Here is a 25,584-nt window from a genome sequence, read left to right as displayed (position 1 = left end):
GTTAATTGACGGTGGGCTCTTCGAACAGCTGGAATTCGACCTCGCCCTGCTCCACCAATTCGCGGACCAGTTGCATGACCTCTTCCCTTGCCTGCTCGACCTTGCGCAAAGAGACACTGCCCTGCCCCTGAATTTGGGCATCCAGCGCCTGGGCCATACGCTTCGGCATGGCTCCCAGCACCACTTTGCGGAAGCTGGCTTCGGTATTTTTCAGCGCCAATGCCAGCAGATCGCTTGGCAGTTCCTGTACCAGACGTTGCAGGGTTTCATCCGATTGACGACGCAACGCCATGAAGTCAAACATGTTCTTCTCGATTTCCAGCGCCATGTCGCCATCGTGTTCCCGCAACAGGGCAAGCATCTGCTCCTTGTCTCCCTGATAACGGTTCAAGATGTCGGCCACCTGTCGTACGCCATTGACCTTGGCTCCGGACTGATCCGCCACGTAGGCGAGGCAGCGGTCCAATGTCAGACGCAACTCTCCCAACACGTGTTCACTGACACTATTGAGGCTGGCAACCCGCACCAACAGATCATCGTGAACGGAACCAGGCAGAGCATCCAATACGGCAGATGCCGTCTGGGGGGGCAAGAAAGCCAGCAGAACCGCCTGCATTTGCGGATGCTCATTACGGAAGAAGCGGGCCAGCACATCGGCAGGAACCCATTGTAAACGCTGGATATCCTGGCTCATGACATCGCCATACAGGCTGTCGAGCAGACTGCGGGAGAGCCGCTGCCCCAGTGCGAGATCCAGCGTCTGTTCCAGATATTCCCGCGAAGCGCTGCCAATCCCGCTCTGCTCACGGTACTGGTTGAAGAACTGCTGCAAAGTCCACTTTGCCTCCATAGAGCTGACGCCAGACAGACCCGCCATCTTGGAAATGAGTCGCTGTACTTCGTCACGGGAGAGTTTTTGCATGACCTTGGCTGCCGCCTCTGTGCCCATGCTCAACAGCAAAATCGCTGCCTTTTCCAGATTATCGATGTCGATATCGACGGCATTTTGGTTCAGATTAACGTTGTTCATTGCCGCTCACCCATGATCTGACCACTTCCGCTACCCGAGCAGTGTCCTTCTCAACCAGCAACTGCAGATGCTGAAGCTGTACTTCCAGTTCGGAACCTGGCTCTGGCAATGCCTCCAGATTCAAGGAGGAGAACTGGGGTTCCATCTGATTATCTGCACGGATCAGACCATTATTCATCATTGGAGCCGTCAGGGCGGCATCGTCATCGCGTCGCATGGAGAGACTCACAGTTGGTTCTTGCTGCTCGTCCTGCTCTTCGGCTGGTTCCTCATCGGGTAGCTGCTGGGTACGTACCAGATGCTTAACCAACGGACGAATCCCGAAGAACACCAACGTCAAGCCAAGCAGGCCTCCGACCAGATAACGCAGTGAGTCTTGCCAATAAGGCGTTTCCCACCAGCCAGATTCAGGAGGAACAATCGGCACCGCACCGGTAAAGTCGAAGACTTGCAGACTGATCTGATCGCCCCGCGCATCATCAAATCCGACCGAGCGCTCCACCATCTGGCGGATTTGCTCCAGTTGTTCTGCACTCCAGCCATTTTTGGGGGCACTTTGCTGATTTAGCAAAATGGAGACATTCATTTTCTCCAGCCGGCCCTGCTGATAGCGGGTATGCACTATGGTTCGGCTATTTTCGTACTGTTTGTTGATCTCTTGGCGCTCGGTACGAGAGTCGTTCTTCTGGGCTTCCGAGCTGGTAGCCCCCTGATTCGGAGCTGGCTGCTCACTTTTGGGCGTTGTTTCGGGAGGGCGATTGGACAAGGCTCCGGGGATCCCCAGCGCCAACGCGTCTATGGTTTTATCCGACTTGCTGGACTCCTTGGTGACCACGCCCTGTGGATCCAGCTGCTGCTGAGTCTCCTCCACTGCATTGAAGTTCACATCGGCAGCGATCTGCACCCTGAAATTGCCCGTGCCCAGCATGGGATAGAGCATGTCGCTGGCCCGCTGGCGGATGTACTGCTCAAGCTTGCGCACATATTCCATCTGCTGCACGCTCTGCTTGCCGAAACCAGCCTTGTCACCCAGCTCGGCGCTGAGCAGCTGACCCGCCTGATCCACTATGGTCACAGCACCCGGCTTCATGCCGGAGATGCTGCCAGCCACCAGATTGGCTATCGCCTCCACCTGTCCTGGCTCCATTGCCTGACCCGGTTGCAGATCCAGCATCACAGAGGCACTGGGTTTTTCCTCATCACGACCGACAAACAGGGTCCTCTTGGGAATCGCCAGATGAACACGAGCACTGCGCACCGCATCCAGCGAGATGATGGTTCTCGCCAGCTCACCTTCCAATGCATGCCGATAACGGGCGCCCTCCATGAATTCGCTGGTGCCAAGGCCTGTGACATTATCCAACCCTTCCAGACCGGCAGGCATGGCCGCTCTGACCCCTCTGGCAGCCAACGCCATGCGAACATGGGCAAGCTGACTCTCGGGGACCAGAATTTGACCCGTGCTCTTTTCCAAACGGAATGGCACTTGCTCCTTTTCCAGCATCTCCATGATGTTGGCGGTATCGTAAAGCTCCTGCTTGCCATACAGGGGCACGTAATTCTTGCTGGAGGTCCACAGGATTACGACGATCGTGCCAGCCACAATGGCCGCCAATAGTGCGATTGTAAGAATGGATTTATTGTCGCGAGAAAGGCTACGCCAGTTGCGCAACCCTTCTTGGACTCGTGTTCTGAAGGAATCCGAAGCCCCTTGCGGGGACGTTACCAGTTCAGTCATCACTTACCTCAGAGTGGCATGCGCATAATGTCGTCAAAGCCTGTCATCAGCTTGTTTCGCACCTGCATCAGGGCTGAGAAGCTGAGACCCGCTTTCTGGCTGGCCACCATGGCCCCCACTAGGTCATCACTCTGACCCGCATCGACGGCGGTCATCAGTTTTGAGGCGGTATTTTGCTGCTCGTTGACTCGCCCGACGACATCGCGCATGGCATCGGTGAATGACACATTCGATGCATCATTTAATTCGATGGAAGGGGTTTGGTTGGCGACTCGCTGCATCTCCTGCATCTGCTGCAAGAGCGTCACCTGTGATGACATCATTTCAATCTTCACTCGGTTATCCCTTAGTTTTGAAGCTGCTGCTCAATATCTATGCCCTGCTCACGCATGGCCGCCAGCTTGTATCTCAGTGCCCGGGTCGTCATACCAAGGGCCTCTGCCGTGCGGGTCCGATGGCCGCGAAAGCGGCGCAGAGTCTCTAGTACAAATTGAAATTCGGCATACCGACGCGTCTCGCTAAGCCCTTCCGGGGCGGAAAACGCTTCCGGTAACGCATTGTCGGATTCAATGGTGTAACTGGGCAGCATCAAATCGACTGCTTGAATATGCAATCCGCGAGCCATGATTAATGAACGTTGCATGACGTTATCCAGCTCCCGGACATTGCCAGGCCAGCCATACGCCAACAGCTGCTGACGGGCGCTTTCGCTCAGACGATAGCCTTGCTGAGGAGCATGCCGCTCGATGAAATATTCGGCCAATGGCAGTATGTCATCCGGGCGCTCCCGTAGCGCTGGCCAATTCATGGGCAGTACGTCGAGACGATAAAACAGATCCTCCCGAAACTGGCCCACGGCAACAAGCGTCCGTATATCTTTGTTGCTGGCAGCGATAATCCGTACATCCAGTGCGATGGTTTGGTGACTACCGAGCCGCTCGACTTCCTTCTCTTGCAAAACACGCAGCAACTTGGCCTGCAGCGACAACGGCAACTCAGAAATTTCATCGAGTAGCAGGGTTCCGCCTTGTGCCAACTCAAATTTGCCCGGTTGCATGCCTGTCGCACCGGTGAACGCCCCCTTGTTATGGCCAAACAAAATGGATTCGAGCATGGATTCAGGAATGGCAGCACAGTTGATGGCGATAAAAGGTTTGCCGGCACGGTTGGACATGTCGTGGATATAGCGAGCCAATCGCTCCTTACCCGTCCCCGACTCACCACCAATCAGAATGGTGGCAGACGTCTTGGCAGCACGACGAGCCAGTTGCAGCACCTGCAGGCTCATGGCAGAGGTAGCGATCAGATTGGGTATGGATTGGCGCAGACGCAGCGCCCCCTTCACCGCATCGAGCATTTGCTGACAGCCAAAGGGTTTGATGATGTAGTCAATCGCCCCCGCCCGCATGGCTTCTGCCGCAAGATAAGCCTGCTGTTCATTAACCAGGATGACGCAATCGACGCCACAGAATTCATGCACTAATTGGGGGCCAGCCTCGGTCATGAGATCCATGTCGAGCAAGATCAGAGCAACTGAGTTATTGGCGAGAATTAATTTGGACTTCTTGATCGAGTCAACACAGGAAACAACGTATCCCTGCGCCAACAATATCCCCTCAATATCGTTTCCATTTGATAACACAGGTCTGATCAATAACAAATGAGGAGCTGTCTCAATACCAATGGGTCTTGAGTTTTTCTTGATAGATATATCCGAAAGCATATGAACCCGAACCCGTGATTGTGGACAAACCAATCAACAGAACTGATGTGTCAAAAATAAAAGCGCACCATGCCGGAAATGGCGCCTCTAACGGGCGTCTCATTTATGCAGAGAATGGTATCAAGGCAGTAACAATGGCCTTGGTAACCCCGCTATCATTAGCATTGCAGCTATTAGACCGGAGGCTTTGCGTCCTGACTTTTCAGTTCAGTTTGCCTTTATCATGCGACTGTCCGTTTTGGGACAAGACAGCTCCACCTATCCAGTGATAGCTGTGTGACACATGTGAATTGTTATATTTGTTATTTATTTTTAACACTTGGTGCGTCAAAAACAGTCACATCATAGCGGCTTCCAATGACAATTCAAGTAGATATGCGGAATATAACCTTCCTATCAATTCATAACATGGCAGTTCAGCTTCAGCCCAGTGTCCCAATAACTTCCACCCTCAGATCTTCAGGTATTTCATTATAAGAGAGTACTTTGAGACCTTTTGAAAAAGAACGGGCATATCGTGCCATCAAGGGTCTGAGCTGAGGCATGACAACCAATACTGGAGCATGGCCTTGCTGTTGCAACTGCTCTTTCACCAAGGGCATATTTTGCTGCAACTGCGCCAGCAGCTGAGGATCAACCGGGAAGCTGTCCAACTGAATCTTGCCCTGCTGCTGGGACTGGTTCATTGCAGCCAACAGCGTCTGCTCCAGACGATCCTCCAAGGTAAACGCGGCTAAAATATCGCGCGACCCAATCGCCTGTCTGACAATCTGGCGTTTCAAGGCACATCTGACATCGGATGCCAGCAAGACAGGATCCTTGGTCAGTTCGCTCGCATCCAACAAGGTGGTGGCGATGGTTCGAATATCGGTGAGGCTGATCTGCTCCTTGAGCAACTGGCGGAAAACCCTCAGTTGCTGCATCTGGGTCAGCGCCAGATTCAGTTCTTCTGCCAGACGGGGTGACTGGGTAGCCAGATATTGGCCCAACTTGCCCACCTCATCATGACCAAACAAAGAATCAAGCTGCTCTCTCAACAACTTGCTGGCATGAGTGGCGATAACTGTCGCGGAATCGACCACGGAATAACCCAGGTTCAAGGCCTTGGCCTTGTTCTCCGGCGAGATCCAGACTGCATTCATGCCATAGGCGGGATCCTGGGTCAGCTCACCGTCCAGGACTCCATACGTCTCCCCACTGCTGATGGCCATCAGTCGCTGACAGTCGACGTTACCAGCCGCAAGTGCCACCCCGGACAACTTGATCCGGTATTGATCGGGTTGCAACTGCAAGTTGTCACGCACCCGGATCTCGGGCAGCAGGAAGCCATATTGCTCGGACAGGGTTTTGCGAATACCCCGTACCCTGGCAAGCAGTTCGGCTCCCTTGTCCGCTTCTGCCAAGGGTACCAGCCGATAGCCCAGCTCAATGGCGACCGCATCGACAGGAGGCAGGTCCTGCCACTCCAGTCCCTGTGGCTCGGACTGCACCATCTGGCGCGTCAGTTCCTGGGCTGCATCGAGATCAGGATCATTGACCCGACGCTTGCTGACACTCCAACCTGCCCATGCCAGCACGGCGGCAAAGCTGAGAAACGCCAGCATAGGCATACCTGGCACCAGACCCAGGATCAACATGATGGCCGCAGCGGTGTAGATAACCCGCGGCGATGCCAGGATCTGCTGACCCACTTGATCCGACATCTCGCCTTCATCGCTGACCCGAGTCACTATGATGGCCGCGGCGGTAGACATCAGCAAAGAAGGGATCTGGGCGACCAGACCGTCACCTATGGTGAGCAGTGCATAACTCTGGAACGCCTCCGCAACCGGCAGCGAATGCTGGAAGATACCGATCGCCAAACCACCGACCAGGTTGATGATCAACACCAGCAAGCCGGCGATGGCATCCCCTCGCACGAACTTGGACGCACCGTCCATCGCACCGTAAAAATCAGCCTCTCTGGCAATCTCGTCACGCCGCGCGCGGGCCTGATGCTGATCCATGGTACCGGCGTTGAGATCGGCATCGATCGCCATCTGTTTGCCTGGCATGGCATCCAGGGTGAAACGAGCGGATACCTCGGATATACGCTCGCCACCCTTGGTGATCACCACGAAGTTGATGATCATCAGGATTACGAAGACCACCAGACCGACGACATAGTTACCGCCGATGACCACTTCCCCGAAGGCCTGAATGACCTTACCGGCAGCCTCATGCCCCTCGTGACCATGCAACAAGACGACGCGGGTAGAGGCAACGTTGAGCGACAACCGCATCAGGGTTGCCACCAGCAACACTGTGGGGAAGACGGAGAAATCGAGCGGGCGGCGGGCCGAGACAGAAACCAGCAGAACCAGAACCGCCAACACTATGTTGAACGTGAACAGGACATCCAGCAGCCAACCGGGCAGAGGCAAGATCATCATGGCCAGAATGGCCAGGAGCAGCATGGGGATCGCGGTATAGGATTGGGTCAATACACGCCAGTTCACAACTTACCTCTCAGGTTGACGTAACTCGGGCGGTACATGCAAAGGGGCAAGAGGAGTCGGTTTCTTCCCCTTGCCAGCCGCATAGGCCCGTAACTGCAATACATGGTTCAGCACATAGGCCACCGCGGTGTAAAGACCCGCCGGCACTTCTTGGTCGACCCGGGTGGAGTAATAGATGGCCCGGGTCAGATCCGGCAGACTCATGACCATCTTGTCGTGCTGCTTTGCGACCTGGCGGATCCGCTCCGCCATGCCGTCAATCCCTTTGGCAATCACGTAAGGGGCATTTGCCCTCTCAGGATCATATTTAATGGCCACCGCATAGTGGGTCGGGTTGACGATGATCACATCGGCCTGTGGTACACGCTGTTCGATACGGGCCCGGGCAAGCATCCCTTGCACCTGACGGATCTTGGCCTTTATCTCGGGTCGCCCTTCACTGTTTCTGTGCTCATCCTTGACCTCTTGCTTGGTCATCCGCAGTTGCTTGTTCAGGGACCAACGCTGGTACGGCACATCCAGAACGGCAATCAGCATCTGCACACTGCCAAGCAAAATAAATGCCTGAGAGAGGGTCCGCAGCGCCTGTTCCATCGCGGCCTGGGGCGGCATGCGGTTCATCATCATCAGCAAGGGCCATTGGTGCTGCAGCATCAGTGCCAACGTTGAGCCAATCAGCAGGATCTTGAGCACTGACTTCAGCAGTTCCATCAGGCTGTGAGTTGAGAACATCCGCTTGAGCCCCTTGAGCGGATTGAGCTTCTCTGCGCTGGGCAGTAATTTCTTCCAGGTCAGCACCATGCCACCTGGCACTATGCTGAGCAGTACCAGCAACAACGCCAGAAAACCGAACAGAGGTAGCAGCACCCACAACATGCTGAGCAGGGCTTCAGCCGTCCAGTGAATCATCATTTGCGGATCACGGGTGCCTTGCCAGTCAAAGCGTTGAGGACGTTTCATCAACTCGGCAAAGAAGTGGCCAAAGCTGGGCACCATCCATTGCATGGCGAGGCCCCCCAGCAGCAGCAGCCCGGCGGAGCTCAACTCCTTGGAGCGCGCTATCTGTCCCTCTTCCCGAGCCTTGCGCAGTTTCTGGGAAGAGGCCTCTTCGGTTTTATCCTGGGCGCTATTCTGGCTCATGACGGGGTCAGCGCCCTGAGTTGCTCCAGCACATGCGTCACCAGGTCAAGGTAGCGAGCCGGTACTCCACTGATGGAAATAGCCATGGTCACCAACCCAAGCAACAAGGTCATGGGAAAACCCAGCGAAAAGATGTTCAGAGATGGCGCAGTGCGGTTCATGACCCCGAAGGTCAAGTTGACCATCAACATGGCTACCACTGCAGGCAAGGTCAGGATCAATGCGGCACCAATACACCAGCCAAACAAACCTATGACCCCTTTCATATCCAGCAAGTCGAGTGAAGATCCCGGTGGCCAGCTACGCAGACTCTGTACCAGCACATCCAGAGTGACCAGATGACCGTTAAGCCCAAGAAACAACAGTGAGCAGAAGATAAGCATCAGCTGGCTGACGATAGGTGCAGAATCCCCGTTGCTGGGATCATTCATTACTGCCATCGCAAGACCCATCTGCATGGAGAGGATCTGCCCAGCCATGGTCATGATCATGAACAACATCTGGACACAGAGTCCGAACAACAGCCCGAACAACAGTTGCTCGACAGTCAGTACCAGGGCGCTGGTGCTGAAAGGATCGACCACTGGCATCTCTTTTAACATGGGAGCGATCAACAGGCTGACAATGAAGGCAAGGAGCAAACGCACTTGTGGCGGGACCCGGCCATCACCAAATACCGGCATAACCCAACATGCGGTAGCGATCCGGATGAATGGCCACCACCACTGCCCCAACCAGGCCGTCAGGTCGGCAGCACTGAGGGACAGCAGGGAATTCATCCAATAAGCCCGGGTATCTTCAGAAACAGATCGTGAAACAGGGTCGTGATTTGGGAGAGCAACCAGTTGCCAGTAAAGATAAGCGTCATCAAGGTCACCAGAAAACGTGGCAAGAAGCTGAGTGTTTGCTCCTGGATCTGGGTAGCTGCCTGAAATACGCTGACGACCAAGCCAACGATCAAGCTCGGTACAATCAATACCGAAACCATCACTACCACCAGGTTAACGGCACCACCAATGAGCGCCACACTCTGCTCCGGCGTCACGTCAGCCTCCACTACCAAAACTAGCTGCGAGGGTGCCTACCGTCATGGACCAGCCATCCACCAGCACGAACACCATCAGCTTGAACGGTAACGAGATGATCAGGGGCGAGAGCATCATCATCCCCATCGCCATCAGCACGCTGGCAACGACCAGATCTATCACCAGAAAGGGGATAAACAACATAAATCCTATCTGGAAGGCCGTATTCAGTTCACTCAGCACAAAAGCAGGCAACAAGACCCCGAACGGGACCTCAGCCTTGGTGAGGGAGGTAGGTTCACCGGAGATCCGCAGCATCTGTTCCAGGTCCGGTTCGCGGGTCTGCGCCAGCATAAAATGACGCAAGGGCTTTTCAGCCCGAGAAATCCCCTCCGACAGGCTAATTTCATTTTGGTCGTAAGGGATGAATGCATGCTGATACATGTCAGTCCAGACAGGGCGCATTATCACTATCGTCAGTATCAAGCTGATGCCTATCAGTACACGGTTGGGAGGGCTCTGCTGCAAGCCCATCGCCTGGCGCAGAATCGCCAGCACTATGATGATCCGGGTAAAACTGGTCATCATGAGCAATAGCGTCGGAAGTAGCCCCAACAGGGTCATGAAGAACAGGATCTGCAACTTGATGTTGTAGTCCTCTCCACCTTCCGCACCCGGTAAAACCGAGAACAATGTCATGTCTGCCCCCCAACTGGGCAGTGAACACAACAGCAGAGCAAACAGCAGGTGGCGCATCAGTCGTCCATGCCACCCAGCAGATTGGTGTCGATCACATCCACCAGACGCAGACCATATTTACCATTGACCACAACGACTTCCCCCTTGGCCAGCAGGCGGCCATTTACCCGGACGTCAAGCGGCTCACCAGCCAATTTGTCGAGCTCGATAACAGCCCCTTCTTCCACTCGCATCAATTCCCCCAGCGAGACCTCGGTACTGGCCACTTCCAGCGTTACCTTGACCGGGATCTGGCGAAAGAAGGAGAGATCCCGCTGCTTGCTGCTACTGGTGGGAGCCATATAGTCTGCCGCACTCGGCATGCTGATATCATCGCCAAACAGTTGATCCAGACCATCCAAATCCAGCGGGTCATTCATATTGTGCTCGTTCATGATTCGATTATTCCTCTACGACCGTCGCGACCTGATAAACCAGGCTGCCTTTATGTTCAGCGATACGTCCACTAAAGCAGGGACGGTTACCAATCAGGGCTGGCACCACTTCAGGTAAATCCAGCGAGAGCACATCGCCCACCTTGAGGCACTCCAGGTCGGCCAGCGTCATGGACAACTGCCCCATCACCACGCGTAAACGTGTGGGAATGTGTGTCAATGCCTGCTCCAAGGCACCATCTTGCAAGGTGTACCCTGCCACAGGGCTTGTTCTCTCAGCGGGCGGAACCAGCCACAACTGCCAACCATGAGAAAAGCTCCCCACCGTCAGGGTGGCGGCGGCCATCCACAGTCGTGACACCGGGAGGGCATCACGTGTAATCAAGGTCAATTGCCACTCGAGATCACCCAGCCCCAGGCAGGAGGACCAGATGTCGACCTGATATTGGCAAAGACGCAACACCAGGCGTTGCTCGGTATCCGTCAATCCTTTGCTATGAGAGACGGTGTCTCCTTGATTGCGTAAAGAGCCGCCGAAGAAAAGCACCGCCAAGCGATAGATAACTGAAGGGGATATGGAGAAATAAGCGACCCGTTGGGTATCAAGCGGACTACGGGCCTCAATCCAGATCAAGCCATCATCATGTTCCTGAGATGAAACAGCGATGAACTCCTGATAAGTCAGCTCGCAGTCAGCGCTATTGAATAGCTGAGCCATGCAGCCGGCGGCCTGCAGGGAGAAAGTCCCTAACTGGGCATTTACTTGTTTGAGTCGTTCCCGGTCTGCTCGTTCGACACCCAGAAGATCATAATGGGGAAGGGTTTTGCCCCGCTCAGCACAAAGCAACCGAGAAGGTGTGAGCATTACGCCGCTTGATGACATTAAGAATCCACCTTAGCCATTTTTATCTCGCCTTACTGCCACAGAGACATCTATCAGGCCAGCCATGTGATCGGTACAAATAGTCCAGCCGACATAGAGCGACCAGAATGGGCGAGAACTTTATTACAAAACCCTAAAAGGCGCCACGAGACAGTCTGGCAACCCAAAAATAAAAATCCCGGCACCAGAAGGTGCCGGGATTTTAAGGTACTTGCATACCTTGAATAGGTCGGAGTCGGCCTGTAAGCCGGGTTCTGTACCGGGTTGCCCCGGGTAGCAATCATTCCTCTAGGCCAGCAATCGCTCGCTGGCTCAAGCAACCTACCCGCCCCCAACGCGGGCCGCGCCAATAGGGGCCTATTTGGTCTTGCTTCGGGTGGAGTTTACCGTGCCACGAACTGTTGCCAGTCGCGCGGTGCGCTCTTACCGCACCCTTTCACCCTTACCTGATCCCTTGCGGGCCATCGGCGGTTTGCTCTCTGTTGCACTGGTCGTAGGCTCACGCCTCCCAGGCGTTACCTGGCACCCTGCCCTATGAAGCCCGGACTTTCCTCCCCTCCGCCCGTCTGTCCCGAGGGACACAACGACGAAGCAGCGATTGCCCAGCCGACTCCGGGCGCGGATTATAGCCTTGTCCAGCGCCCCGGGTAAACCTGCAATTGGCCTTTCCCCGGATTAATAGTGCTCGAGACCATATTTGTAGAGGGCATTCTTCTTGACGCCATGGATCTCGGCGGTGAGCGCTGCCGCTTTCTTCAGCGGCAATTCGGCCACCAGCAGCCCCAGGGTGCGGATCGCCTCGGCGGGCAGCTCTTCATCTACCTTGCTGGCACCGGCGACCACCAGCACGATTTCGCCACGGCAGCGGTTATCGTCCTGACCGAGCCAGGTCAGCATCTCGGAGGCAGGCAGACCATGGATGGACTCGAAGGTCTTGGTCAGCTCGCGGCATACCACCACCTGACGCTCTCCCAGGATGCGAGCGATCGCTTCTACCGTATCCTGTACCCGGCGTGGGGATTCGTAGAACACCAGCGAACGGGTGTCTTCGATGACGGCCTGCAGCCTGTCGTCACGGCCCTTGGTTTTCGCGGGCAGGAATCCTTCAAAGGCAAACCGGTCAGTCGGCAGGCCGGCTGCGCTCAACGCCGTGATGGCGGCACAGGGACCGGGCAGCGGCACCACCTTGACCCCAGCCTCACGACAGCGGGTGACCAAGTGGTAACCAGGGTCGCTGATGAGCGGGGTGCCGGCATCGGAGACCAGGGCGACGTTCTTGCCCTCCTTGATCCTGCCGATCAGCACATCGGCTTTCTGCTGCTCGTTGTGATCGTGCAGCGCGAAGGTCGGCACCGAGATTTGGTAGTGGCTGAGCAGGATACCGGTATGACGCGTATCCTCGGCGGCCACCAGATCGACACTGCGTAAAATGTCCAATGCACGCTGGGTGATGTCCGCCAGATTACCGATCGGAGTGGGGACTATATACAGGGTTGGGATGTCACTCATGGGATCTCCGAGTGTCCCGACAATTGTGTCGCCATATTGGCCCGTTTACACTATGGAGAACTTCAACACTGGTCGGGGAATGAACTTGAACCGGGTTACAAAGCAGCTAAGTGTATCACGACTCTTCGGCATCCTACTCGCGGCAGTACTGCTCGCCGCCTGTGCGTCGGAGCCCAACCAACCTTCCGGGCAACCAGGCATGCCGTCTGCGTTCTCCAATCTGACCAAGAATGCCCAGTGGTATCTGGAGCAGGTGGACCCGGCCAAACCGGCCGAAGCCTTCACCTGGCAGGTGATGGCGGCGCGCAGCTATCTGGCGCTCGGCCAGGCCAAACCGGCCTCGGCCCTGTACCAGCAATTGCAAAAGCAGGCCCAGAGCGCGGAGCAGAAGGCACAGCTGCAACTGTTGCAGGCACATCTGTTGCTCGCCCAGGACAACGCCAACCAGGCGCTGATCCTGCTGGAGGGCAAGCCGGAGGTGGTGCTGGATACGGATACCCAGAAGGACTGGTATCGCCAGCGGGTAGTGCTGCAACTGGACATCAACAACAAGTTTGGTGCCGCCAAGTCGTTGATCCTGCTGGAGCCCTATCTGGCCCAGAATGAGCTGGCGACCAACCATCAGCAGATCTGGTCGCTGCTCAAAAGCATGACCCCGTCCACCCTGCAGGCGCTGGAAGAGGCCCCGGCCCCCGATGTGACCACTGGCTGGCTGCGACTGGCGGCACTGGTAAACGAGTTCGGCGCCCAGCCCAATCAACTGGCCCGCCAGCTGGCAGGCTGGAAGCAGGCCTTCCCGAACCACCCGGCCCAGAAAGACATGCCGGCGGGCCTGGGTGATCTCGCTACCAGCAACCTCAATACGCTGCAGCAGATCGCCGTGTTCCTGCCGCTCTCCGGCAACCTGGAGCCTCAGGGCGCCGCTATCCGTAACGGCATGTTGATGTCTTACAAGGAGAATCAGGGCCAATTCACCCTCAACTTCTACGACACCCAGGCCAAGGCGATGGGCGAGCTCTACAAACAGGCCATTCAGGAAGGGGCCAACATGATCATAGGCCCGCTGCTCAAGGACAGGGTCGAGGAGCTGCTCAAGTCCAATCCGAGCGTGCCCGTGCTGGCACTGAACGAGCTGGACAAGCCGATCGTCAATGACAACACCTTCTACTTCTCCCTCTCGGCTGCCGCCGATGCGACCCAGGCCGCGCAATATCTCTACGGTCAGGGTTATCGCAAGCCCTTGCTGATCGCCGCCCAGGGGCGGATCGGCTACAGCAGCATCAAGGCGTTCGAGCAGGCATGGGCCACAGTGAGCCAGGACAAACCGGTCGTAGCCACCTTCGGTGCCCGCAACGAGGTGCAGGGCATGGTCAAGAATGCCCTGAGCGGCCGCTCGACCGCCCGGGCCGGGGAAGTAGTGCAACTCTCAGCCGCAGCCCCGCGCAGCATAGATGTGGTCTATGTGGTCGCCAACAGCCTGGAGACCCGGATGATCAAGCCCTATGTGGACATCTCGGTCAATCCCATGGGCAGCCTGCCCATCTACAGCAGCTCACGCAGCTACGACAGCGCCACCACCGAGGTCGCCTCCGAGCTCAATGGCATGCACATCTCCGACATGCCGCTGCTGCTGGGTGGCTACGAGAAGCAACGGGAACAGATCGCCCTGCTCTGGCCACAGACCCAGGGTGACCTGCTGCGCCTGTTCGCACTCGGCTACGATGCCGTCAGCCTGGCGGAAAACCTGCAGCAGATGCGCAAGGTCAATGCCATGCAGCAACCAGGCATGAGCGGCCAGCTGAGCGTGGACGCCAGCGGCAACATAGTGCGGGTACTGGACTGGGCCACCTACCAGAACGGCAAGCTGGTCAGCGACAGTGCCATGCCCCAGCTCGAGGGAGCCCCCCATGAAGGGTCTATTGGCACGGATGAACCAGCAGTGGCAGAACCTGTTCCCGTCACCGACGAACAAAGGACAGCACTTTGAGCAGCTAGCGGAGCGCTGGTTGCAGGCCCGCGGCCTGCAACCCGTGACCCGCAACTACCGCTGTCGGGGTGGCGAAATCGATCTCATCATGCGCCAGGGGGAAACCCTGGTGTTTGTTGAGGTCCGTTACCGCGCCAACACCAGCCATGGCGGAGCAGCCAGCTCGGTCACCCGGCGCAAGCAGCACAAGATCGTGCTGGCAGCGCGCCACTATTTCAAGCAACATGCCATCAACGAGGCCAGCCAGGCCTGCCGATTCGATGTGATTGCGTTCGAGGGCGACCAGCCAGACTGGATCCAGAACGCATTTTAAGAGGACCCTATGACTGACCGCATCAAAGAAAACTACACCGAAAGCATCCAGACCAAGATTGCCGCCGCCGAGGCGCTGCCGGACGCTATCCATACTGCGGCCCAGATGCTGACCATCTGTCTGCTCAATGGCCACAAGGTGATGGCATGCGGTAATGGTCCTTCTGCAGCGCTGGCCCAGCTGTTCATCTCAGAGCTGGTCAACTGCTACGAGACAGAGCGCCCCTCCCTGCCCGGCATGGCACTGACCCCCGACATGGCCACCATCAGCGCCATCGCCACCGACCATGGCTTCGAGGAGGTCTATGCCAAGCAGATCCGGGCGCTGGGTCAACCCGGCGACATCCTGGTGGTCATCACCACCACGGGCAACAGCCGCAGCCTGATCAAGGCAGCCGAAGCCGCCCTCTCCCGCGACATGACCATAGTGGTGCTCGGCGGCGGTGACGGTGGCGAGATCGCCGGCCTGCTCGGCCCCAACGATGTGGAGATCCGGGTGCCATCCGCCCGTCGCCCCCGTATTCTGGAAGTGAACCTGTTGACCCTGCACTGCCTGTGTGATCTCATCGACCAGACTCTTTTCCCGCAACAGGAAGATTGAAACCATGAAGAAACAAACTCTCCTGCTCGGCCTGCTGGCCGGCACCCTGCTGCTGCAAGGCTGCGCGGCCGTGGTGGTGGGCGGTGCCGCCGGTACTGCCAAGGCTTCCGGCGATCGCCGCACCCTGGGGGCCCAGTGGGACGATCAGGCCATAGAGCTGAAAGCGGCCAACTTGCTGGCCGACAACAAGCCGCTGAGCGCGGCCAGCAAGATCAGCGTTTACAGCAACAACGGCCGCGTGTTGCTGGTCGGTCAGACACCTTCTGACGCCTACAAACTCGAGGCGGGCAAGGTCGTTGCCCGGATCGAAGGGGTGCGCCACGTCTACAACGAGCTACGCCTCGGCCAGCCGGTCAGCATAGGGGTACGCAGCAATGACTCCTGGATCACCTCCAAGGTCCGGGCGGACATGCTGGGAGCCAAGAACTTCGACAGCGCCAAGGTCAAGGTGGTCACCGAGAATGGCGAGGTGTTCCTGATTGGCCTGGTCACTCGCCAGGAAGGGGATCAGGCCGTCGAGATAGCCCGCCACGTCAGCGGCGTGAAGCGCGTCATCAAGGCTTTCGAGTTCGCCCAGAACTGAGCGATGAACAAACCGCCATAAAAAAACGCAGCCAACTGGCTGCGTTTTTATTTGATGACTTTCAGCGTCGGACGACCGGTCGGACGCGGTGGTTCCGGCTCGGGCTCCACAGGTGCTTCGGCCTGCTCCAGCCAGAGGTCGTAACCCGGCTCGGGCGGGAACAGAGTACCCACGCCGTTTTCCCGGGCATGAATAGCCAGCACGGCCGCCATCGGGATATAGACCTGCTGGGAGACGCCACCGAAACGGGCACTGAAGCTGATGGCTTCATTGTCCATGTGGAACTGTCCCACCGCACGCGGCGCTATGTTCAACACGATTTGTCCATCCTGGACAAACTGCATCGGCACCATCACATGAGGGATGTTGACGTTGACCACCAGATGCGGGGTCAGCTCGTTATCCAGCAACCAGTCAAAGAACGCCCGCAACAGATACGGGCGACTGGGTGTCATTGTCGGTTCCATGCTCATACGCCAGCGCGGATCTCGCGCTCGGCTTCGGTCAGGGAAGCCTGGAAGGATTCACGTTCGAACAGACGAACCATGTAGGCCTTCAGCTCCTTGGCACCACGACCGGTGAAGTCGATGCCGAGGCTCGGCAGACGCCACAGCAGCGGGGCCATGTAGCAGTCGACCAGACCGAACTCTTCGCTCATGAAATAGGGCATTTCACCGAAGATGGGCGCGATGGCCAGCAGGTTGTCACGCAGTTCGGCACGCGCCGCATCCACGTCAGTCCCCGCCATGATCTTGTCGGCCAGGGAGTACCAGTCCAGCTCGATGCGATGCATCATCAGACGGCTGTTACCACGGGCTACCGGGTAGACCGGCATCAGGGGCGGGTGCGGGAAGCGCTCGTCCAGATACTCCATGATGATGCGTGAGGTGTACAGTGCCAGCTCACGATCGACCAGAGTCGGTACAGTGTTGTACGGGTTCAGCTCGGCCAGCTCATCCGGCAGGTTGCTTGGGTCAACCTGGCAAATATCTACGCTAACACCCTTCTCCGCCAGGACAATGCGCACCTGATGGCTGAACATATCGTTGGCACCGGAAAACAGCGTCATTACCGAACGCTTATTGGCAGCTACAGCCATTGAACCCTCCCGTCATTAAAAAGCAGAAACGGCAATGAAGCATCTTGGTCTTCATTGCCGTGCATTATATTACCCGGATCTGGTCGCTTAGTGAACGTCGCGCCAGAATTCCTTCTTCAACAGCACAGTGAAGATGAAGAAGATCACGATGAATCCGAGTACCCAGAAGCCCATGCGTTCGCGCTCCTGTTGTACCGGTTCAGCCGAGTAGACCAAGAAGTTTACCAGATCCAGTACCGTCTGATCATACTCTTCGTTATTCATTTCACCGTTGCCGTCAGATTTGACACTGACAACCTGCTGGGTTTCCACCCCGTCGACCGTATGAGTAGCAAACTCGGCACGCGGCGTACCTTGCAGCGGCTCCAGTACGTGGGGCATGCCCACGGACGGGAACACCACGTTGTTCACGCCAAACGGGCGGGTCTCGTCCACGTAGAAGGAGCGCAGATAGGTGTAGATCCAGTCTGCACCGCGCACCCGCGCCACCAGGGTCAGATCGGGGGGCGGCGCGCCGAACCACTTGGCCGCATCCTTCTCTGAAACCGAGTTCTCCATCAGATCACCGATCTTGGCACCGTTGACGATCAGGTTGGCCGCCATCAGATCTTCCGGAATGCCTATGTCTGCCGCAACCCGGTTGTAACGCTGGTACTGGGTGCTGTGGCAGCCAAAGCAGTAGTTCATGAAGGTGGTTGCACCACGCTGCAGGGACGCCTTGTCGTTCAGGTCATAGCTGGCCTTGTCCAGATGCACGGCACCGGTATTGGCAAATACCAGCGCCGGCAGCAGGGTCAGCACTGCAAAAATTATTCTTTTCATTTGAATGTCACCCTCTCCGGCAGCGGCTTGGTGCTTTCATTCTTGCTGTAGAAGAACAGCAGGACGAAGAACCCGAAATAACCCAGGGTACAGATCTGGGCAATCAGCGTCAGGGTCGGGGTCGATGGCAACACGCCGAGGATACCGAGAATGACGAAGCAGACCACGAACTGGGCGATGTTCAGCTTGTGCAGGGTGCTGCGGTAACGCACCGAGCGCACCTTGCAGCGATCCAGCCAGGGCAACAGGAACAGCACTACGATGGAGAGGCCCATCATGATGACGCCCAGCAGCTTGTCCGGCACCGCCCGCAAAATGGCGTAGAAGGGCGTGAAGTACCACACCGGGGCTATGTGCGCCGGGGTCTTCAGGCCGTTGGCCACTTCAAAGTTCGGCTTCTCGAGGAAGTAACCCCACATGTCCGGCTTGAAGAATATGATGGCGCAGAACAGGAACAGGAAGCCTGCCACGCCGATCATGTCCTTCACGGTGAAGTAAGGGTGGAATGCCACCGCATCCAGCGGCCAGCCTTTCTCGTCCTTGTGCTTCTTGATGTCGATGCCGTCCGGGTTGTTAGAGCCCACCTCGTGCAGCGCCAGTATGTGCATGGCCACCAGCATCACCAGCACCAGCGGCAGCGCGATGACGTGCAGCGCGAAGAAGCGGTTCAGGGTCGCCCCCGAGATGACATAGTCACCACGGATCCACAGGGTCAGATCGTCGCCGATCACCGGGATGGCACCAAACAGGGAGATGATGACCTGGGCCCCCCAGAATGACATCTGGCCCCACGGCAGCAGGTAGCCCATAAAGGCCTCGGCCATCAGGCAGAGGAAGATCAGCATGCCGAAGATCCACAGCAGCTCGCGCGGCTTCTGGTAGGAGCCGTAGATCATGCCGCGGAACATGTGCAGATACACCACCACAAAGAACGCAGACGCGCCTGTGGAGTGCATGTAACGCAACAGCCAGCCGTAGTCCACATCCCGCATGATGTACTCCACGGAGGCAAAGGCGCCTTCTGCGGAGGGGTTGTAGTTCATGGTCAGCCAGATGCCGGTGATGATCTGGTTGACCAGCACCAGCATGGCCAGCGAGCCGAAGAAGTACCAGAAGTTCAGGTTCTTTGGCGCCGGATACTTGGCCATATGGTCGTTGTACATGGCAGTGAGCGGGAAGCGATAGTCGATCCAGCCCATCAGTTTGGCAAACATGGTCAAGCCTCCTTGCCGTCGGCACCGACCAGGATGGTGGTGTCGCTAAGATATTGGTACGGCGGAATGACCAGGTTCAAGGGTGCAGGCACCCCCTGGAACACTCGACCAGCCATGTCGAACTTGGAGCCATGGCACGGGCAGAAGAATCCGGAGGTCACGCCCTGAACCTGTTCACCGAAGTTGTCCGGCAGATAGGAGGGAGAGCATCCCAGATGGGTGCAAATGCCGACGGCCACGAAGATTTCCGGCTTGATGGACCTGTACCCGTTGTGGGCATAGTCCGGCTGCTGAGGTTCGTCGGAGACTGGGTCGCGCAGCTTGTCATCATGGGCGGCCAGGGCATCCAGCGTCTGCTTGGTACGTTTTACCACCCAGACCGGCTTGCCTCGCCACTCCACACGGATGAGCTGGCCTGGTTCCAACTTACTGATATCCACTTCTACCGGAGCACCCGCCGCTTTGGCTTTGGCACTCGGGTTCCATGACTTTATAAACGGCACTGCGGTAAAAGCAGCTCCTACCCCACCAACGGCGACCGTTGACCAGGTAAGAAATCTGCGGCGACCGGTATCAACTGGCGCATTGCTCATCCAAAAACTCTCCCATGTGGACTCCGCACATTCTTATTGTGTCCCTGTTCCCCTTTCTTCCGTGACAACAGCGGCGGAAGCGGAGTTACAATTGTCACAGAAAAACCGAGGGAATTTTAAAGAAAAGATAACAACTTGACAAGAAAGAGAAGCGAAGGGCAAAAACAATAAATACACAAATATTTGTCTTTTGTGACGTGGTGTTAGCATTGGCGTAGGTAATATTACCAATAAAAAAAGCCTGGCACATGGCCAGGCTTTTTTGACACTCGTGAGAGTGCGTACCAAAAGCGAATTAACGCTTGGAGTACTGCGGACGCTTACGAGCTTTGTGCAGACCGACTTTCTTACGCTCAACCTTACGGGCATCGCGAGTAACAAAGCCTGCTTTACGCAGTTCGGCACGCAGGGTTTCATCGTACTGCATCAGAGCACGAGTGATACCGTGGCGGATTGCACCAGCTTGACCGGAGATGCCGCCACCGTTAACGGTGATGTACAGATCCAGTTTCTCGGTCATCTCAACCAGTTCCAGCGGCTGACGAACTACCATGCGGGCAGTCGGACGGCCAAAGTACTGCTCCAGGGAGCGCTGGTTGATGATGATTTTACCGCTACCCGCTTTGATAAACACGCGAGCAGTGGAGCTTTTGCGACGGCCGGTACCGTAGTATTGATTTTCTGCCATGTTGCCAGTTCCCGATTAGATATCCAGTACTTGAGGTTGCTGAGCAGCATGAGCATGCTCGGCGCCTGCGTAAACTTTCAGTTTACGGAACATGGCACGGCCCAGAGGACCCTTCGGCAGCATACCTTTGACAGCAGCTTCGATTACCATTTCCGGTTTACGCTTGATCAGCTTGTCGAAGCTGATTGACTTGATACCACCCGGGAAACCGGAGTGAGCATGGTACATTTTGTCGGTAAATTTCTTACCGGTTACGTGTACCTTCTCAGCATTTACAACGATGATGTAATCACCGGTGTCAACGTGCGGAGTGTACTCAGCTTTGTGCTTACCACGCAGACGAGAAGCGATCTCGGTTGCGATACGACCCAGAGTTTTACCTTCTGCGTCCACAATGTACCAGTCACGTTTTACGGTTTCTGGCTTGGCAACGAAAGTTTTCATTAAGTTAAACCCAATTACCTGTTACAGACCCAATTGCTTATGGGGGCTCTCCCACAAACAACAAACGATGGCCTACCTGTACCCCTTCGAATACAAGTAAAGCTTAAAGTGTTGCTGTCTTATCGACAGCTGTAACGTGGGCCGGGCGATTATAAGTGAAGTTGCCTTAAATATCACCTGCTAATTTCACTGCCATGAAGCTAGCAAATGTCGCCCGGCCCTACCTGCCGCAGATGCCCATCCGACTGGCAGGCGCGGTATTGTGACTAAGGAAGGTGCACTCTGGCAAGGTATTCGTGCGATTGCATTTCCTGAAGCCGTGAAAGACAACGTTTGAATTCGAAATTCAGCAGTCCGTCCCCGTAGAGTTCTGTCATGGGGACAGCCGCCGACATGATGAGTTTGACGTGCCGTTCATAGAACTCGTCCACCATGGCGATGAAGCGGCGAGCCGCGTCATCCGTGCCCGCCCCCATGGGCTGTACATTGGCCAGCAACACGGTGTGAAACAGTCGGGCCAGCTCTATGTAGTCGCTCTGTGAGCGAGGAGTGCAACAAAGTTGCTCGAACTCCATGTAGAGCACCCCTTCCCCCATCCCCAGCGACGCCAATTGACGATGGTTGATCTCGACACTGCCCGCCCGGGCCTCTTCCAGCCCGGTTAACTGTTGAAAATAACGATCCAGATTCGCTTTTGCCTGCTGATCCAGCGGAGAGTGATAAATCTCAGCCTGCTCCAGGGTACGCAAGCGATAGTCGACTCCGCCATCTACGTTAAGTATCTCGCAATGACGCTCGATCAATGCGATGGCTGGCAGAAAACGGGCGCGCTGCAGGCCATTTCGATAAAGATCCTGTGGCGGTATGTTCGAGGTGGCCACCAGTACCACGCCGTGACCAAACAACTCCTGGAACAAGGTCCCCAGCAGCATGGCATCCGTGATGTCGGAGACAAAGAACTCATCGAAGCAGATGACGTCTATCTCGCTGGCGAGCTTGCCGGCGATGAGCTTGAGCGGATCGGCCTGGCCGGTCAGCCCCTTGAGTTCGTCGTGTACCCTGTGCATGAAACGGTGGAAGTGGATCCGCAGTTTTCGCGTCCCCGGCAGGCTCTCGAAAAAAGTATCCATCAGCCAGGTCTTGCCTCTGCCCACTCCGCCCCACATATATAGCCCGAGGACGGGTTCCTTGGCCTTGGGCTTTTGCAACCAGCCCAGCAGGCCGCGGGATCTGGTCGGAGTCGGGCTTTGGCACAAATCCTGATAGAGTCGCTCCAGGCGGGTCACGGCCATCGCCTGAGCCGGGTCGGCTACAAAGCCGGGGCGCTGCAAATCCTGCTGATATTTTTGCTGCGGGGTCATCCTGTCAACCGCCTCCAAGTCCCTGAATGAAGGACAAAATGGTATCACGCTCTCGGGGTGCACGGTATAGTGCCATCAAGGCGTAGCGGTCATCCGGGCCGCATCAACACACATTGATTTAGCTGTAACAAGGAGCATCTATGAGTCTGTTAAACGGGATCCTGCTGGCTGTCGCCGCCTTGATTATCGGTATCATCATCGGTCGCTTCACGGTGCGCAGCCGGGATGCCGGACGTCTGGAACAAGAGCTGAAAAAAGCGCACACGGAGCTGGAAAGCTACCAAGGCCAGATCAATACCCACTTCGCCGACAGCGCCGCCCTGATGGAGCAGCTGGCCGAGCAGTATCAGACCCTCTATCGCCACATGGCAGAGCAGAGCAAATTTCTGGCCAAGGCACAGGAGCCGCTGTTCCGCGAAGCGCTGCTCGACGAGAGCAACGATGCACCGGCCAATGAAGAACCGGGTATCCCCCCCCGTGACTATGCCGGCGCCTCCGGTCTGCTCAAGCAGTCCAATTAGTTCCTTGCGGAACTAATTGCGCTGTATCGTGGTCAGACCTTGACGATTGCATTGCAACTTTTTCTGGGAGCTGTTTTTCATATGCGTAAACCTCTTTCTGTGTTCAGTGTGTTAGCCCTCAGTGTCGGTATCGCCATGTCAGCGGCCCCTGTGCAAGCTGCACTGCCCTCCTTGCTGGCGAACAACCAGGAGATGCCGAGCCTGGCGCCGGTTCTCGAACAGGTCACGCCTGCCGTGGTCAACATTTCCGTCTCTGGCAAAAAAATCACCCGCCAGCGTCTGCCGGAACAATTCCGCTTCTTCTTCGGCCCCAACATGCCTGACGAGCAGGTGAGCGAGCAGCCCTTCCAGGCGCTGGGCTCTGGCGTCATCATAGATGCCAAGAAGGGCTACGTGATCACCAACGCCCACGTCGTGCACGAGGCGGACGAGATCAAGGTCAACCTGAAAGATGGTCGTGAATATGCGGCCAAGAAGATAGGTGAAGACAAGCAGTCCGACATAGCGCTGCTGCAAATCAAGGCCGAGGATCTGGTCCAGATCAAGTTTGCCGATTCGGACGAACTGCGAGTCGGCGACTATGCGCTGGCCATCGGCAACCCGTTTGGCCTGGGCCAGACAGTCACCTCCGGCATCGTCAGCGCGCTCGGCCGCAGCGGCCTCAACATCGAAAATCTGGAGAACTTCATCCAGACCGATGCGGCCATCAACTCCGGCAACTCGGGTGGTGCCCTGCTCAACCTGCGCGGTGAGCTGATCGGCATCAACACCGCCATCCTGGGCCCGAACGGTGGCAACATCGGCATCGGCTTCGCCATTCCGTCCAACATGGTGCGCGATCTGTCTGAACAGATCGTCAAGTACGGTGAAGTACGCCGTGGCCAGCTGGGGATCACGGGGACCGAGCTGACCTCAGAGATCGCCAAGACCTTCGGCTACAACAAGAAGGATGGTGCCTTCGTCAACCAGGTCATGCCAGACTCCGCCGCCGCCAAGGCCGGCATCAAGGCCGGCGACATCATCATCAGCATAGATGGCAAGGCCATCCGCTCGTTCGGTGAGTTGCGCGCCAAGATAGCGACCATGGGGGCCGACAAGCAGGTCGCCCTAGGCCTCATCCGCGATGGCAAGGAGCAGACCGTCAAGGTCATCCTGAAGAAGGCGGATGACAGCGAGATCCTCGCCAGCGTGCTGCACCCGGCACTGGAAGGGGCCAAGCTCAGCACCACCGCCGAACCGGTCACCGGCGTGGCCGTCTCCGATATAGATCCGCGTTCCCCTGCTGCCGCCTCCGGCTTGCAGAAAGGCGACATCATCATCGGAGTCAACCGCCTGCGCATCAACTCGCTGGACGAGCTGACCAAGGCGCTCAAGAACAAGCCCGAGGTGCTGGCACTGAACATACAGCGCGGGGAGTCTTCCCTCTACCTGGTGATACGTTAACGCCCTCACACCCGCGGCCCTCGCCGCGGGTGATTTTTATCCACCGATAGTGTTATTCTCTGCGCGCTGCATGTACGGATGAGAATGACATGAAAATCCCACCTTTGATCAGTTACTTGGGCAAGTCTGTCGGCTTCGGTTTAACCGTGGCGGCTCTCCTGTTGCTGCTGTTTCCCGATTTCCGTGGCGGTGCCCAGCTGCCCGGCATCATCACCAATGCCCGCGAGCTGAGCTTCTCCTATGCGGCCCACAGGGCCGGCCCTGCCGTCGTCAACATCTATACCCGCAGCTTCGCCCGCAATCAGGGCAACCAGGCCGAACTCAGGCCGCAGGGGCTGGGTTCCGGCGTCATCATGAGCCAGCGTGGCCATGTGCTGACCAACTACCATGTCATCGCCGATGCGGACCAGATCATAGTCGCGCTGCAGGATGGCCGCGTGTTCAGTGCCGAGCTGGTCGGCACAGATCAGCTGACCGATCTGGCGGTGCTCTACATAGAATCGGACAATCTGCCGGTGATCCCGCAGGATCCCGAACGGCTACCGGATGTGGGGGACGTGGTGCTCGCCATCGGCAACCCCTACAACGTCGGCCAGACCATCACCCAGGGCATCATCAGTGCCACCGGCCGGATCGGCCTCTCCAGCATGGGGCCGGACAGCAACGGCCGGCAGGATCTGCTGCAGACCGATGCCGCCATCAACGAAGGCAACTCGGGCGGCGCCCTAGTCAACGCCCGCGGTGACCTGGTCGGCATCAACACCGCCGCCTATCACCTCAACGGCAATCAGGAGAGCTACGGCATCAGCTTCGCCATCCCCTACAAGCTGGCCAAGCGGATCATGGACGAACTGATCGCCAATGGTCGGGTCATCCGAGGCTACCTCGGCATCTCCAGCGTCGAGATCAACCCCATAGTGGCCCGCATGATGAACCTGGGCGATCTGCGCGGCCTGGTGATCGAGAGCCTGGATCCCAACGGCCCGGCGGCCAGGGGCGGGCTGACGCGAGGCGATGTGCTGCTCAAGATCAACGGGGAAGCCATCAGTGGCGTGCGCTCCGCCATGGACAAGATCGTCGAGAGCCGCCCCGGCACCAAGCTCACCATCTCGGTGTTTCGCGATGGCAAGCCACTGGAGGTGCAGGTCACCATAGAAGAAGACCTGCGCTACCAGCAAAAGCAGCAGAACAAGGGCAATGCCAGCGCGAGCGCCGCTGCCGCCAGCTGACGCCCGGC

The 25,584-nt window shown here is 57.0% G+C and carries 27 protein-coding genes, 1 other RNA gene and 1 riboswitch; of the genes, 7 read left to right on the top strand and 21 right to left on the bottom strand.

All coding sequences use genetic code 11. The annotated features are described in order from the left end of the window. Position 1: 1 nt before the first annotated feature. From fliGL to rsmI, 13 genes are all read right to left on the bottom strand, one after another. Positions 2-1,030, bottom strand: a complete 1,029-nt coding sequence (fliGL, locus tag AACQ95_RS19770; protein ID WP_241279519.1) for a lateral flagellar motor switch protein FliGL — start codon at positions 1,028-1,030, stop codon at positions 2-4. Then, positions 1,017-2,759 (bottom strand): lateral flagellar M-ring protein FliFL, encoded by a 1,743-nt coding sequence (fliFL, locus tag AACQ95_RS19765; RefSeq protein WP_241279683.1) that lies wholly within the window; start codon positions 2,757-2,759, stop codon positions 1,017-1,019. The genes fliGL and fliFL overlap by 14 nt, the downstream gene beginning before the upstream one ends. Before the next feature lie 17 nt (positions 2,760-2,776). Then, the gene (lfiE, locus tag AACQ95_RS19760) at positions 2,777-3,103 is read right to left on the bottom strand and encodes a lateral flagellar hook-basal body complex protein LfiE (RefSeq protein ID WP_081097860.1); all 327 of its coding nucleotides are present in this window, start codon (positions 3,101-3,103) and stop codon (positions 2,777-2,779) included. 11 nt (positions 3,104-3,114) lie between these two features. Then, entirely contained in the window at positions 3,115-4,491 is a 1,377-nt protein-coding gene (lafK, locus tag AACQ95_RS19755) for a lateral flagellar response regulator transcription factor LafK (protein ID WP_241279517.1), read from the bottom strand. A 139-nt stretch (positions 4,492-4,630) separates the two neighbouring features. After that, positions 4,631-4,718, bottom strand: a riboswitch (cyclic di-GMP riboswitch). A gap of 195 nt (positions 4,719-4,913) precedes the next feature. Continuing rightward, a complete protein-coding gene (gene lfhA / locus AACQ95_RS19750) occupies positions 4,914-6,989 on the bottom strand; it encodes a lateral flagellar biosynthesis protein LfhA (RefSeq protein WP_065402442.1) in 2,076 nt (691 codons plus the stop codon). 3 nt (positions 6,990-6,992) lie between these two features. Next, the gene (gene flhB / locus AACQ95_RS19745) at positions 6,993-8,129 is read right to left on the bottom strand and encodes a flagellar biosynthesis protein FlhB (RefSeq protein ID WP_241279516.1); all 1,137 of its coding nucleotides are present in this window, start codon (positions 8,127-8,129) and stop codon (positions 6,993-6,995) included. Further along, entirely contained in the window at positions 8,126-8,908 is a 783-nt protein-coding gene (gene lfiR / locus AACQ95_RS19740; protein ID WP_241279514.1) for a lateral flagellar biosynthetic protein LfiR, read from the bottom strand. Before lfiR ends, flhB begins: the two co-directional genes overlap by 4 nt. After that, the gene (lfiQ, locus tag AACQ95_RS19735) at positions 8,905-9,174 is read right to left on the bottom strand and encodes a lateral flagellar biosynthetic protein LfiQ (RefSeq protein WP_005314303.1); all 270 of its coding nucleotides are present in this window, start codon (positions 9,172-9,174) and stop codon (positions 8,905-8,907) included. The genes lfiR and lfiQ overlap by 4 nt, the downstream gene beginning before the upstream one ends. A 1-nt stretch (position 9,175) precedes the next feature. Beyond that, positions 9,176-9,910, bottom strand: coding sequence for a flagellar type III secretion system pore protein FliP (gene fliP / locus AACQ95_RS19730; RefSeq protein WP_103472058.1), 735 nt, complete (start codon positions 9,908-9,910; stop codon positions 9,176-9,178). Beyond that, a complete protein-coding gene (gene lfiN / locus AACQ95_RS19725) occupies positions 9,910-10,287 on the bottom strand; it encodes a lateral flagellar motor switch protein LfiN (protein WP_103472057.1) in 378 nt (125 codons plus the stop codon). Before lfiN ends, fliP begins: the two co-directional genes overlap by 1 nt. Positions 10,288-10,294: 7 nt before the next feature. Beyond that, positions 10,295-11,170, bottom strand: coding sequence for a lateral flagellar motor switch protein LfiM (gene lfiM / locus AACQ95_RS19720; RefSeq protein WP_181003657.1), 876 nt, complete (start codon positions 11,168-11,170; stop codon positions 10,295-10,297). Between the two features lie 227 nt (positions 11,171-11,397). Further along, an RNA gene (gene rnpB / locus AACQ95_RS19715) (RNase P RNA component class A) lies at positions 11,398-11,784 on the bottom strand. A gap of 61 nt (positions 11,785-11,845) precedes the next feature. Further along, positions 11,846-12,679 carry a 16S rRNA (cytidine(1402)-2'-O)-methyltransferase gene (gene rsmI / locus AACQ95_RS19710; RefSeq protein ID WP_043139964.1) on the bottom strand — a complete coding sequence of 278 codons (834 nt, stop codon included), beginning with the start codon at positions 12,677-12,679 and terminating at the stop codon, positions 11,846-11,848. A 199-nt stretch (positions 12,680-12,878) separates the two neighbouring features. Between rsmI and AACQ95_RS19705 the strand changes: the two genes are divergently transcribed. The 4 genes from AACQ95_RS19705 to dolP are packed head-to-tail and all read left to right on the top strand — an operon-like array spanning position 12,879 to position 16,162. Further along, positions 12,879-14,666 (top strand): penicillin-binding protein activator, encoded by a 1,788-nt coding sequence (locus AACQ95_RS19705; RefSeq protein WP_241279512.1) that lies wholly within the window; start codon positions 12,879-12,881, stop codon positions 14,664-14,666. Continuing rightward, positions 14,587-14,979, top strand: coding sequence for a YraN family protein (locus AACQ95_RS19700; protein WP_241279510.1), 393 nt, complete (start codon positions 14,587-14,589; stop codon positions 14,977-14,979). The genes AACQ95_RS19705 and AACQ95_RS19700 overlap by 80 nt, the downstream gene beginning before the upstream one ends. A gap of 9 nt (positions 14,980-14,988) precedes the next feature. After that, entirely contained in the window at positions 14,989-15,579 is a 591-nt protein-coding gene (locus tag AACQ95_RS19695; protein WP_005305871.1) for a D-sedoheptulose-7-phosphate isomerase, read from the top strand. Positions 15,580-15,583: 4 nt separating this feature from the next. Next, positions 15,584-16,162 (top strand): division/outer membrane stress-associated lipid-binding lipoprotein, encoded by a 579-nt coding sequence (dolP, locus tag AACQ95_RS19690; RefSeq protein WP_042867884.1) that lies wholly within the window; start codon positions 15,584-15,586, stop codon positions 16,160-16,162. A 47-nt stretch (positions 16,163-16,209) separates the two neighbouring features. Here the strand turns inward: dolP and AACQ95_RS19685 are convergent, their stop codons facing one another. The 8 genes from AACQ95_RS19685 to zapE form a co-directional block, all read right to left on the bottom strand. After that, positions 16,210-16,635 carry a ClpXP protease specificity-enhancing factor gene (locus AACQ95_RS19685; RefSeq protein ID WP_043554320.1) on the bottom strand — a complete coding sequence of 142 codons (426 nt, stop codon included), beginning with the start codon at positions 16,633-16,635 and terminating at the stop codon, positions 16,210-16,212. Further along, the gene (gene sspA / locus AACQ95_RS19680) at positions 16,632-17,261 is read right to left on the bottom strand and encodes a stringent starvation protein SspA (protein ID WP_011707594.1); all 630 of its coding nucleotides are present in this window, start codon (positions 17,259-17,261) and stop codon (positions 16,632-16,634) included. Before sspA ends, AACQ95_RS19685 begins: the two co-directional genes overlap by 4 nt. A gap of 87 nt (positions 17,262-17,348) precedes the next feature. Beyond that, on the bottom strand, positions 17,349-18,083 hold the full coding sequence (locus AACQ95_RS19675) for a cytochrome c1 (protein ID WP_065402434.1): 735 nt from the start codon (positions 18,081-18,083) through the stop codon (positions 17,349-17,351). Next, on the bottom strand, positions 18,080-19,297 hold the full coding sequence (locus AACQ95_RS19670; protein ID WP_241279509.1) for a cytochrome b: 1,218 nt from the start codon (positions 19,295-19,297) through the stop codon (positions 18,080-18,082). The genes AACQ95_RS19675 and AACQ95_RS19670 overlap by 4 nt, the downstream gene beginning before the upstream one ends. Before the next feature lie 2 nt (positions 19,298-19,299). Further along, a complete protein-coding gene (gene petA / locus AACQ95_RS19665; protein WP_241279507.1) occupies positions 19,300-19,890 on the bottom strand; it encodes a ubiquinol-cytochrome c reductase iron-sulfur subunit in 591 nt (196 codons plus the stop codon). A 295-nt stretch (positions 19,891-20,185) separates the two neighbouring features. After that, positions 20,186-20,578 (bottom strand): 30S ribosomal protein S9, encoded by a 393-nt coding sequence (rpsI, locus tag AACQ95_RS19660; RefSeq protein ID WP_042019610.1) that lies wholly within the window; start codon positions 20,576-20,578, stop codon positions 20,186-20,188. A gap of 15 nt (positions 20,579-20,593) precedes the next feature. Beyond that, complete coding sequence (gene rplM, locus AACQ95_RS19655; protein ID WP_042039071.1) at positions 20,594-21,022, bottom strand: 50S ribosomal protein L13; 429 nt, start codon at positions 21,020-21,022, stop codon at positions 20,594-20,596. A gap of 266 nt (positions 21,023-21,288) precedes the next feature. After that, complete coding sequence (gene zapE / locus AACQ95_RS19650; RefSeq protein WP_241279505.1) at positions 21,289-22,383, bottom strand: cell division protein ZapE; 1,095 nt, start codon at positions 22,381-22,383, stop codon at positions 21,289-21,291. Positions 22,384-22,523: 140 nt separating this feature from the next. Here zapE and AACQ95_RS19645 point away from each other — a divergent pair, with 140 nt between their 5' ends. The 3 genes from AACQ95_RS19645 (at position 22,524) to degS (ending at position 25,576) form a co-directional block, all read left to right on the top strand. Then, the gene (locus tag AACQ95_RS19645; protein WP_241279503.1) at positions 22,524-22,904 is read left to right on the top strand and encodes a YhcB family protein; all 381 of its coding nucleotides are present in this window, start codon (positions 22,524-22,526) and stop codon (positions 22,902-22,904) included. Between the two features lie 81 nt (positions 22,905-22,985). Further along, complete coding sequence (locus AACQ95_RS19640) at positions 22,986-24,347, top strand: Do family serine endopeptidase (RefSeq protein ID WP_042867873.1); 1,362 nt, start codon at positions 22,986-22,988, stop codon at positions 24,345-24,347. 89 nt (positions 24,348-24,436) lie between these two features. Then, a complete protein-coding gene (degS, locus tag AACQ95_RS19635; RefSeq protein ID WP_043139974.1) occupies positions 24,437-25,576 on the top strand; it encodes an outer membrane-stress sensor serine endopeptidase DegS in 1,140 nt (379 codons plus the stop codon). The last annotated feature ends 8 nt before the right edge of the window (positions 25,577-25,584 follow it).

This window comes from Aeromonas sp. MR19, from assembly GCF_963899305.1.
Lineage (GTDB): Bacteria > Pseudomonadota > Gammaproteobacteria > Enterobacterales > Aeromonadaceae > Aeromonas > Aeromonas bestiarum.
This window is presented reverse-complemented; position numbering and strand designations above follow the sequence as displayed.

Bases quoted from the DNA above. Each gene is read 5' to 3' on its own strand.
- fliGL (WP_241279519.1), bottom strand. From the start codon at position 1,030: ATGAACAACGTTAATCTGAACCAAAATGCCGTCGATATCGACATCGAT.
- lafK (WP_241279517.1), bottom strand. From the start codon at position 4,491: ATGCTTTCGGATATATCTATCAAGAAAAACTCAAGACCCATTGGTATT.
- flhB (WP_241279516.1), bottom strand. From the start codon at position 8,129: ATGAGCCAGAATAGCGCCCAGGATAAAACCGAAGAGGCCTCTTCCCAG.
- lfiR (WP_241279514.1), bottom strand. From the start codon at position 8,908: ATGAATTCCCTGCTGTCCCTCAGTGCTGCCGACCTGACGGCCTGGTTG.
- fliP (WP_103472058.1), bottom strand. From the start codon at position 9,910: ATGCGCCACCTGCTGTTTGCTCTGCTGTTGTGTTCACTGCCCAGTTGG.
- lfiN (WP_103472057.1), bottom strand. From the start codon at position 10,287: ATGAACGAGCACAATATGAATGACCCGCTGGATTTGGATGGTCTGGAT.
- lfiM (WP_181003657.1), bottom strand. From the start codon at position 11,170: ATGTCATCAAGCGGCGTAATGCTCACACCTTCTCGGTTGCTTTGTGCT.
- rsmI (WP_043139964.1), bottom strand. From the start codon at position 12,679: ATGAGTGACATCCCAACCCTGTATATAGTCCCCACTCCGATCGGTAAT.
- AACQ95_RS19705 (WP_241279512.1), top strand. From the start codon at position 12,879: ATGCCGTCTGCGTTCTCCAATCTGACCAAGAATGCCCAGTGGTATCTG.
- AACQ95_RS19700 (WP_241279510.1), top strand. From the start codon at position 14,587: ATGAAGGGTCTATTGGCACGGATGAACCAGCAGTGGCAGAACCTGTTC.
- AACQ95_RS19695 (WP_005305871.1), top strand. From the start codon at position 14,989: ATGACTGACCGCATCAAAGAAAACTACACCGAAAGCATCCAGACCAAG.
- dolP (WP_042867884.1), top strand. From the start codon at position 15,584: ATGAAGAAACAAACTCTCCTGCTCGGCCTGCTGGCCGGCACCCTGCTG.
- AACQ95_RS19685 (WP_043554320.1), bottom strand. From the start codon at position 16,635: ATGAGCATGGAACCGACAATGACACCCAGTCGCCCGTATCTGTTGCGG.
- sspA (WP_011707594.1), bottom strand. From the start codon at position 17,261: ATGGCTGTAGCTGCCAATAAGCGTTCGGTAATGACGCTGTTTTCCGGT.
- AACQ95_RS19675 (WP_065402434.1), bottom strand. From the start codon at position 18,083: ATGAAAAGAATAATTTTTGCAGTGCTGACCCTGCTGCCGGCGCTGGTA.
- AACQ95_RS19670 (WP_241279509.1), bottom strand. From the start codon at position 19,297: ATGTTTGCCAAACTGATGGGCTGGATCGACTATCGCTTCCCGCTCACT.
- petA (WP_241279507.1), bottom strand. From the start codon at position 19,890: ATGAGCAATGCGCCAGTTGATACCGGTCGCCGCAGATTTCTTACCTGG.
- rpsI (WP_042019610.1), bottom strand. From the start codon at position 20,578: ATGGCAGAAAATCAATACTACGGTACCGGCCGTCGCAAAAGCTCCACT.
- rplM (WP_042039071.1), bottom strand. From the start codon at position 21,022: ATGAAAACTTTCGTTGCCAAGCCAGAAACCGTAAAACGTGACTGGTAC.
- zapE (WP_241279505.1), bottom strand. From the start codon at position 22,383: ATGACCCCGCAGCAAAAATATCAGCAGGATTTGCAGCGCCCCGGCTTT.
- AACQ95_RS19645 (WP_241279503.1), top strand. From the start codon at position 22,524: ATGAGTCTGTTAAACGGGATCCTGCTGGCTGTCGCCGCCTTGATTATC.
- AACQ95_RS19640 (WP_042867873.1), top strand. From the start codon at position 22,986: ATGCGTAAACCTCTTTCTGTGTTCAGTGTGTTAGCCCTCAGTGTCGGT.
- degS (WP_043139974.1), top strand. From the start codon at position 24,437: ATGAAAATCCCACCTTTGATCAGTTACTTGGGCAAGTCTGTCGGCTTC.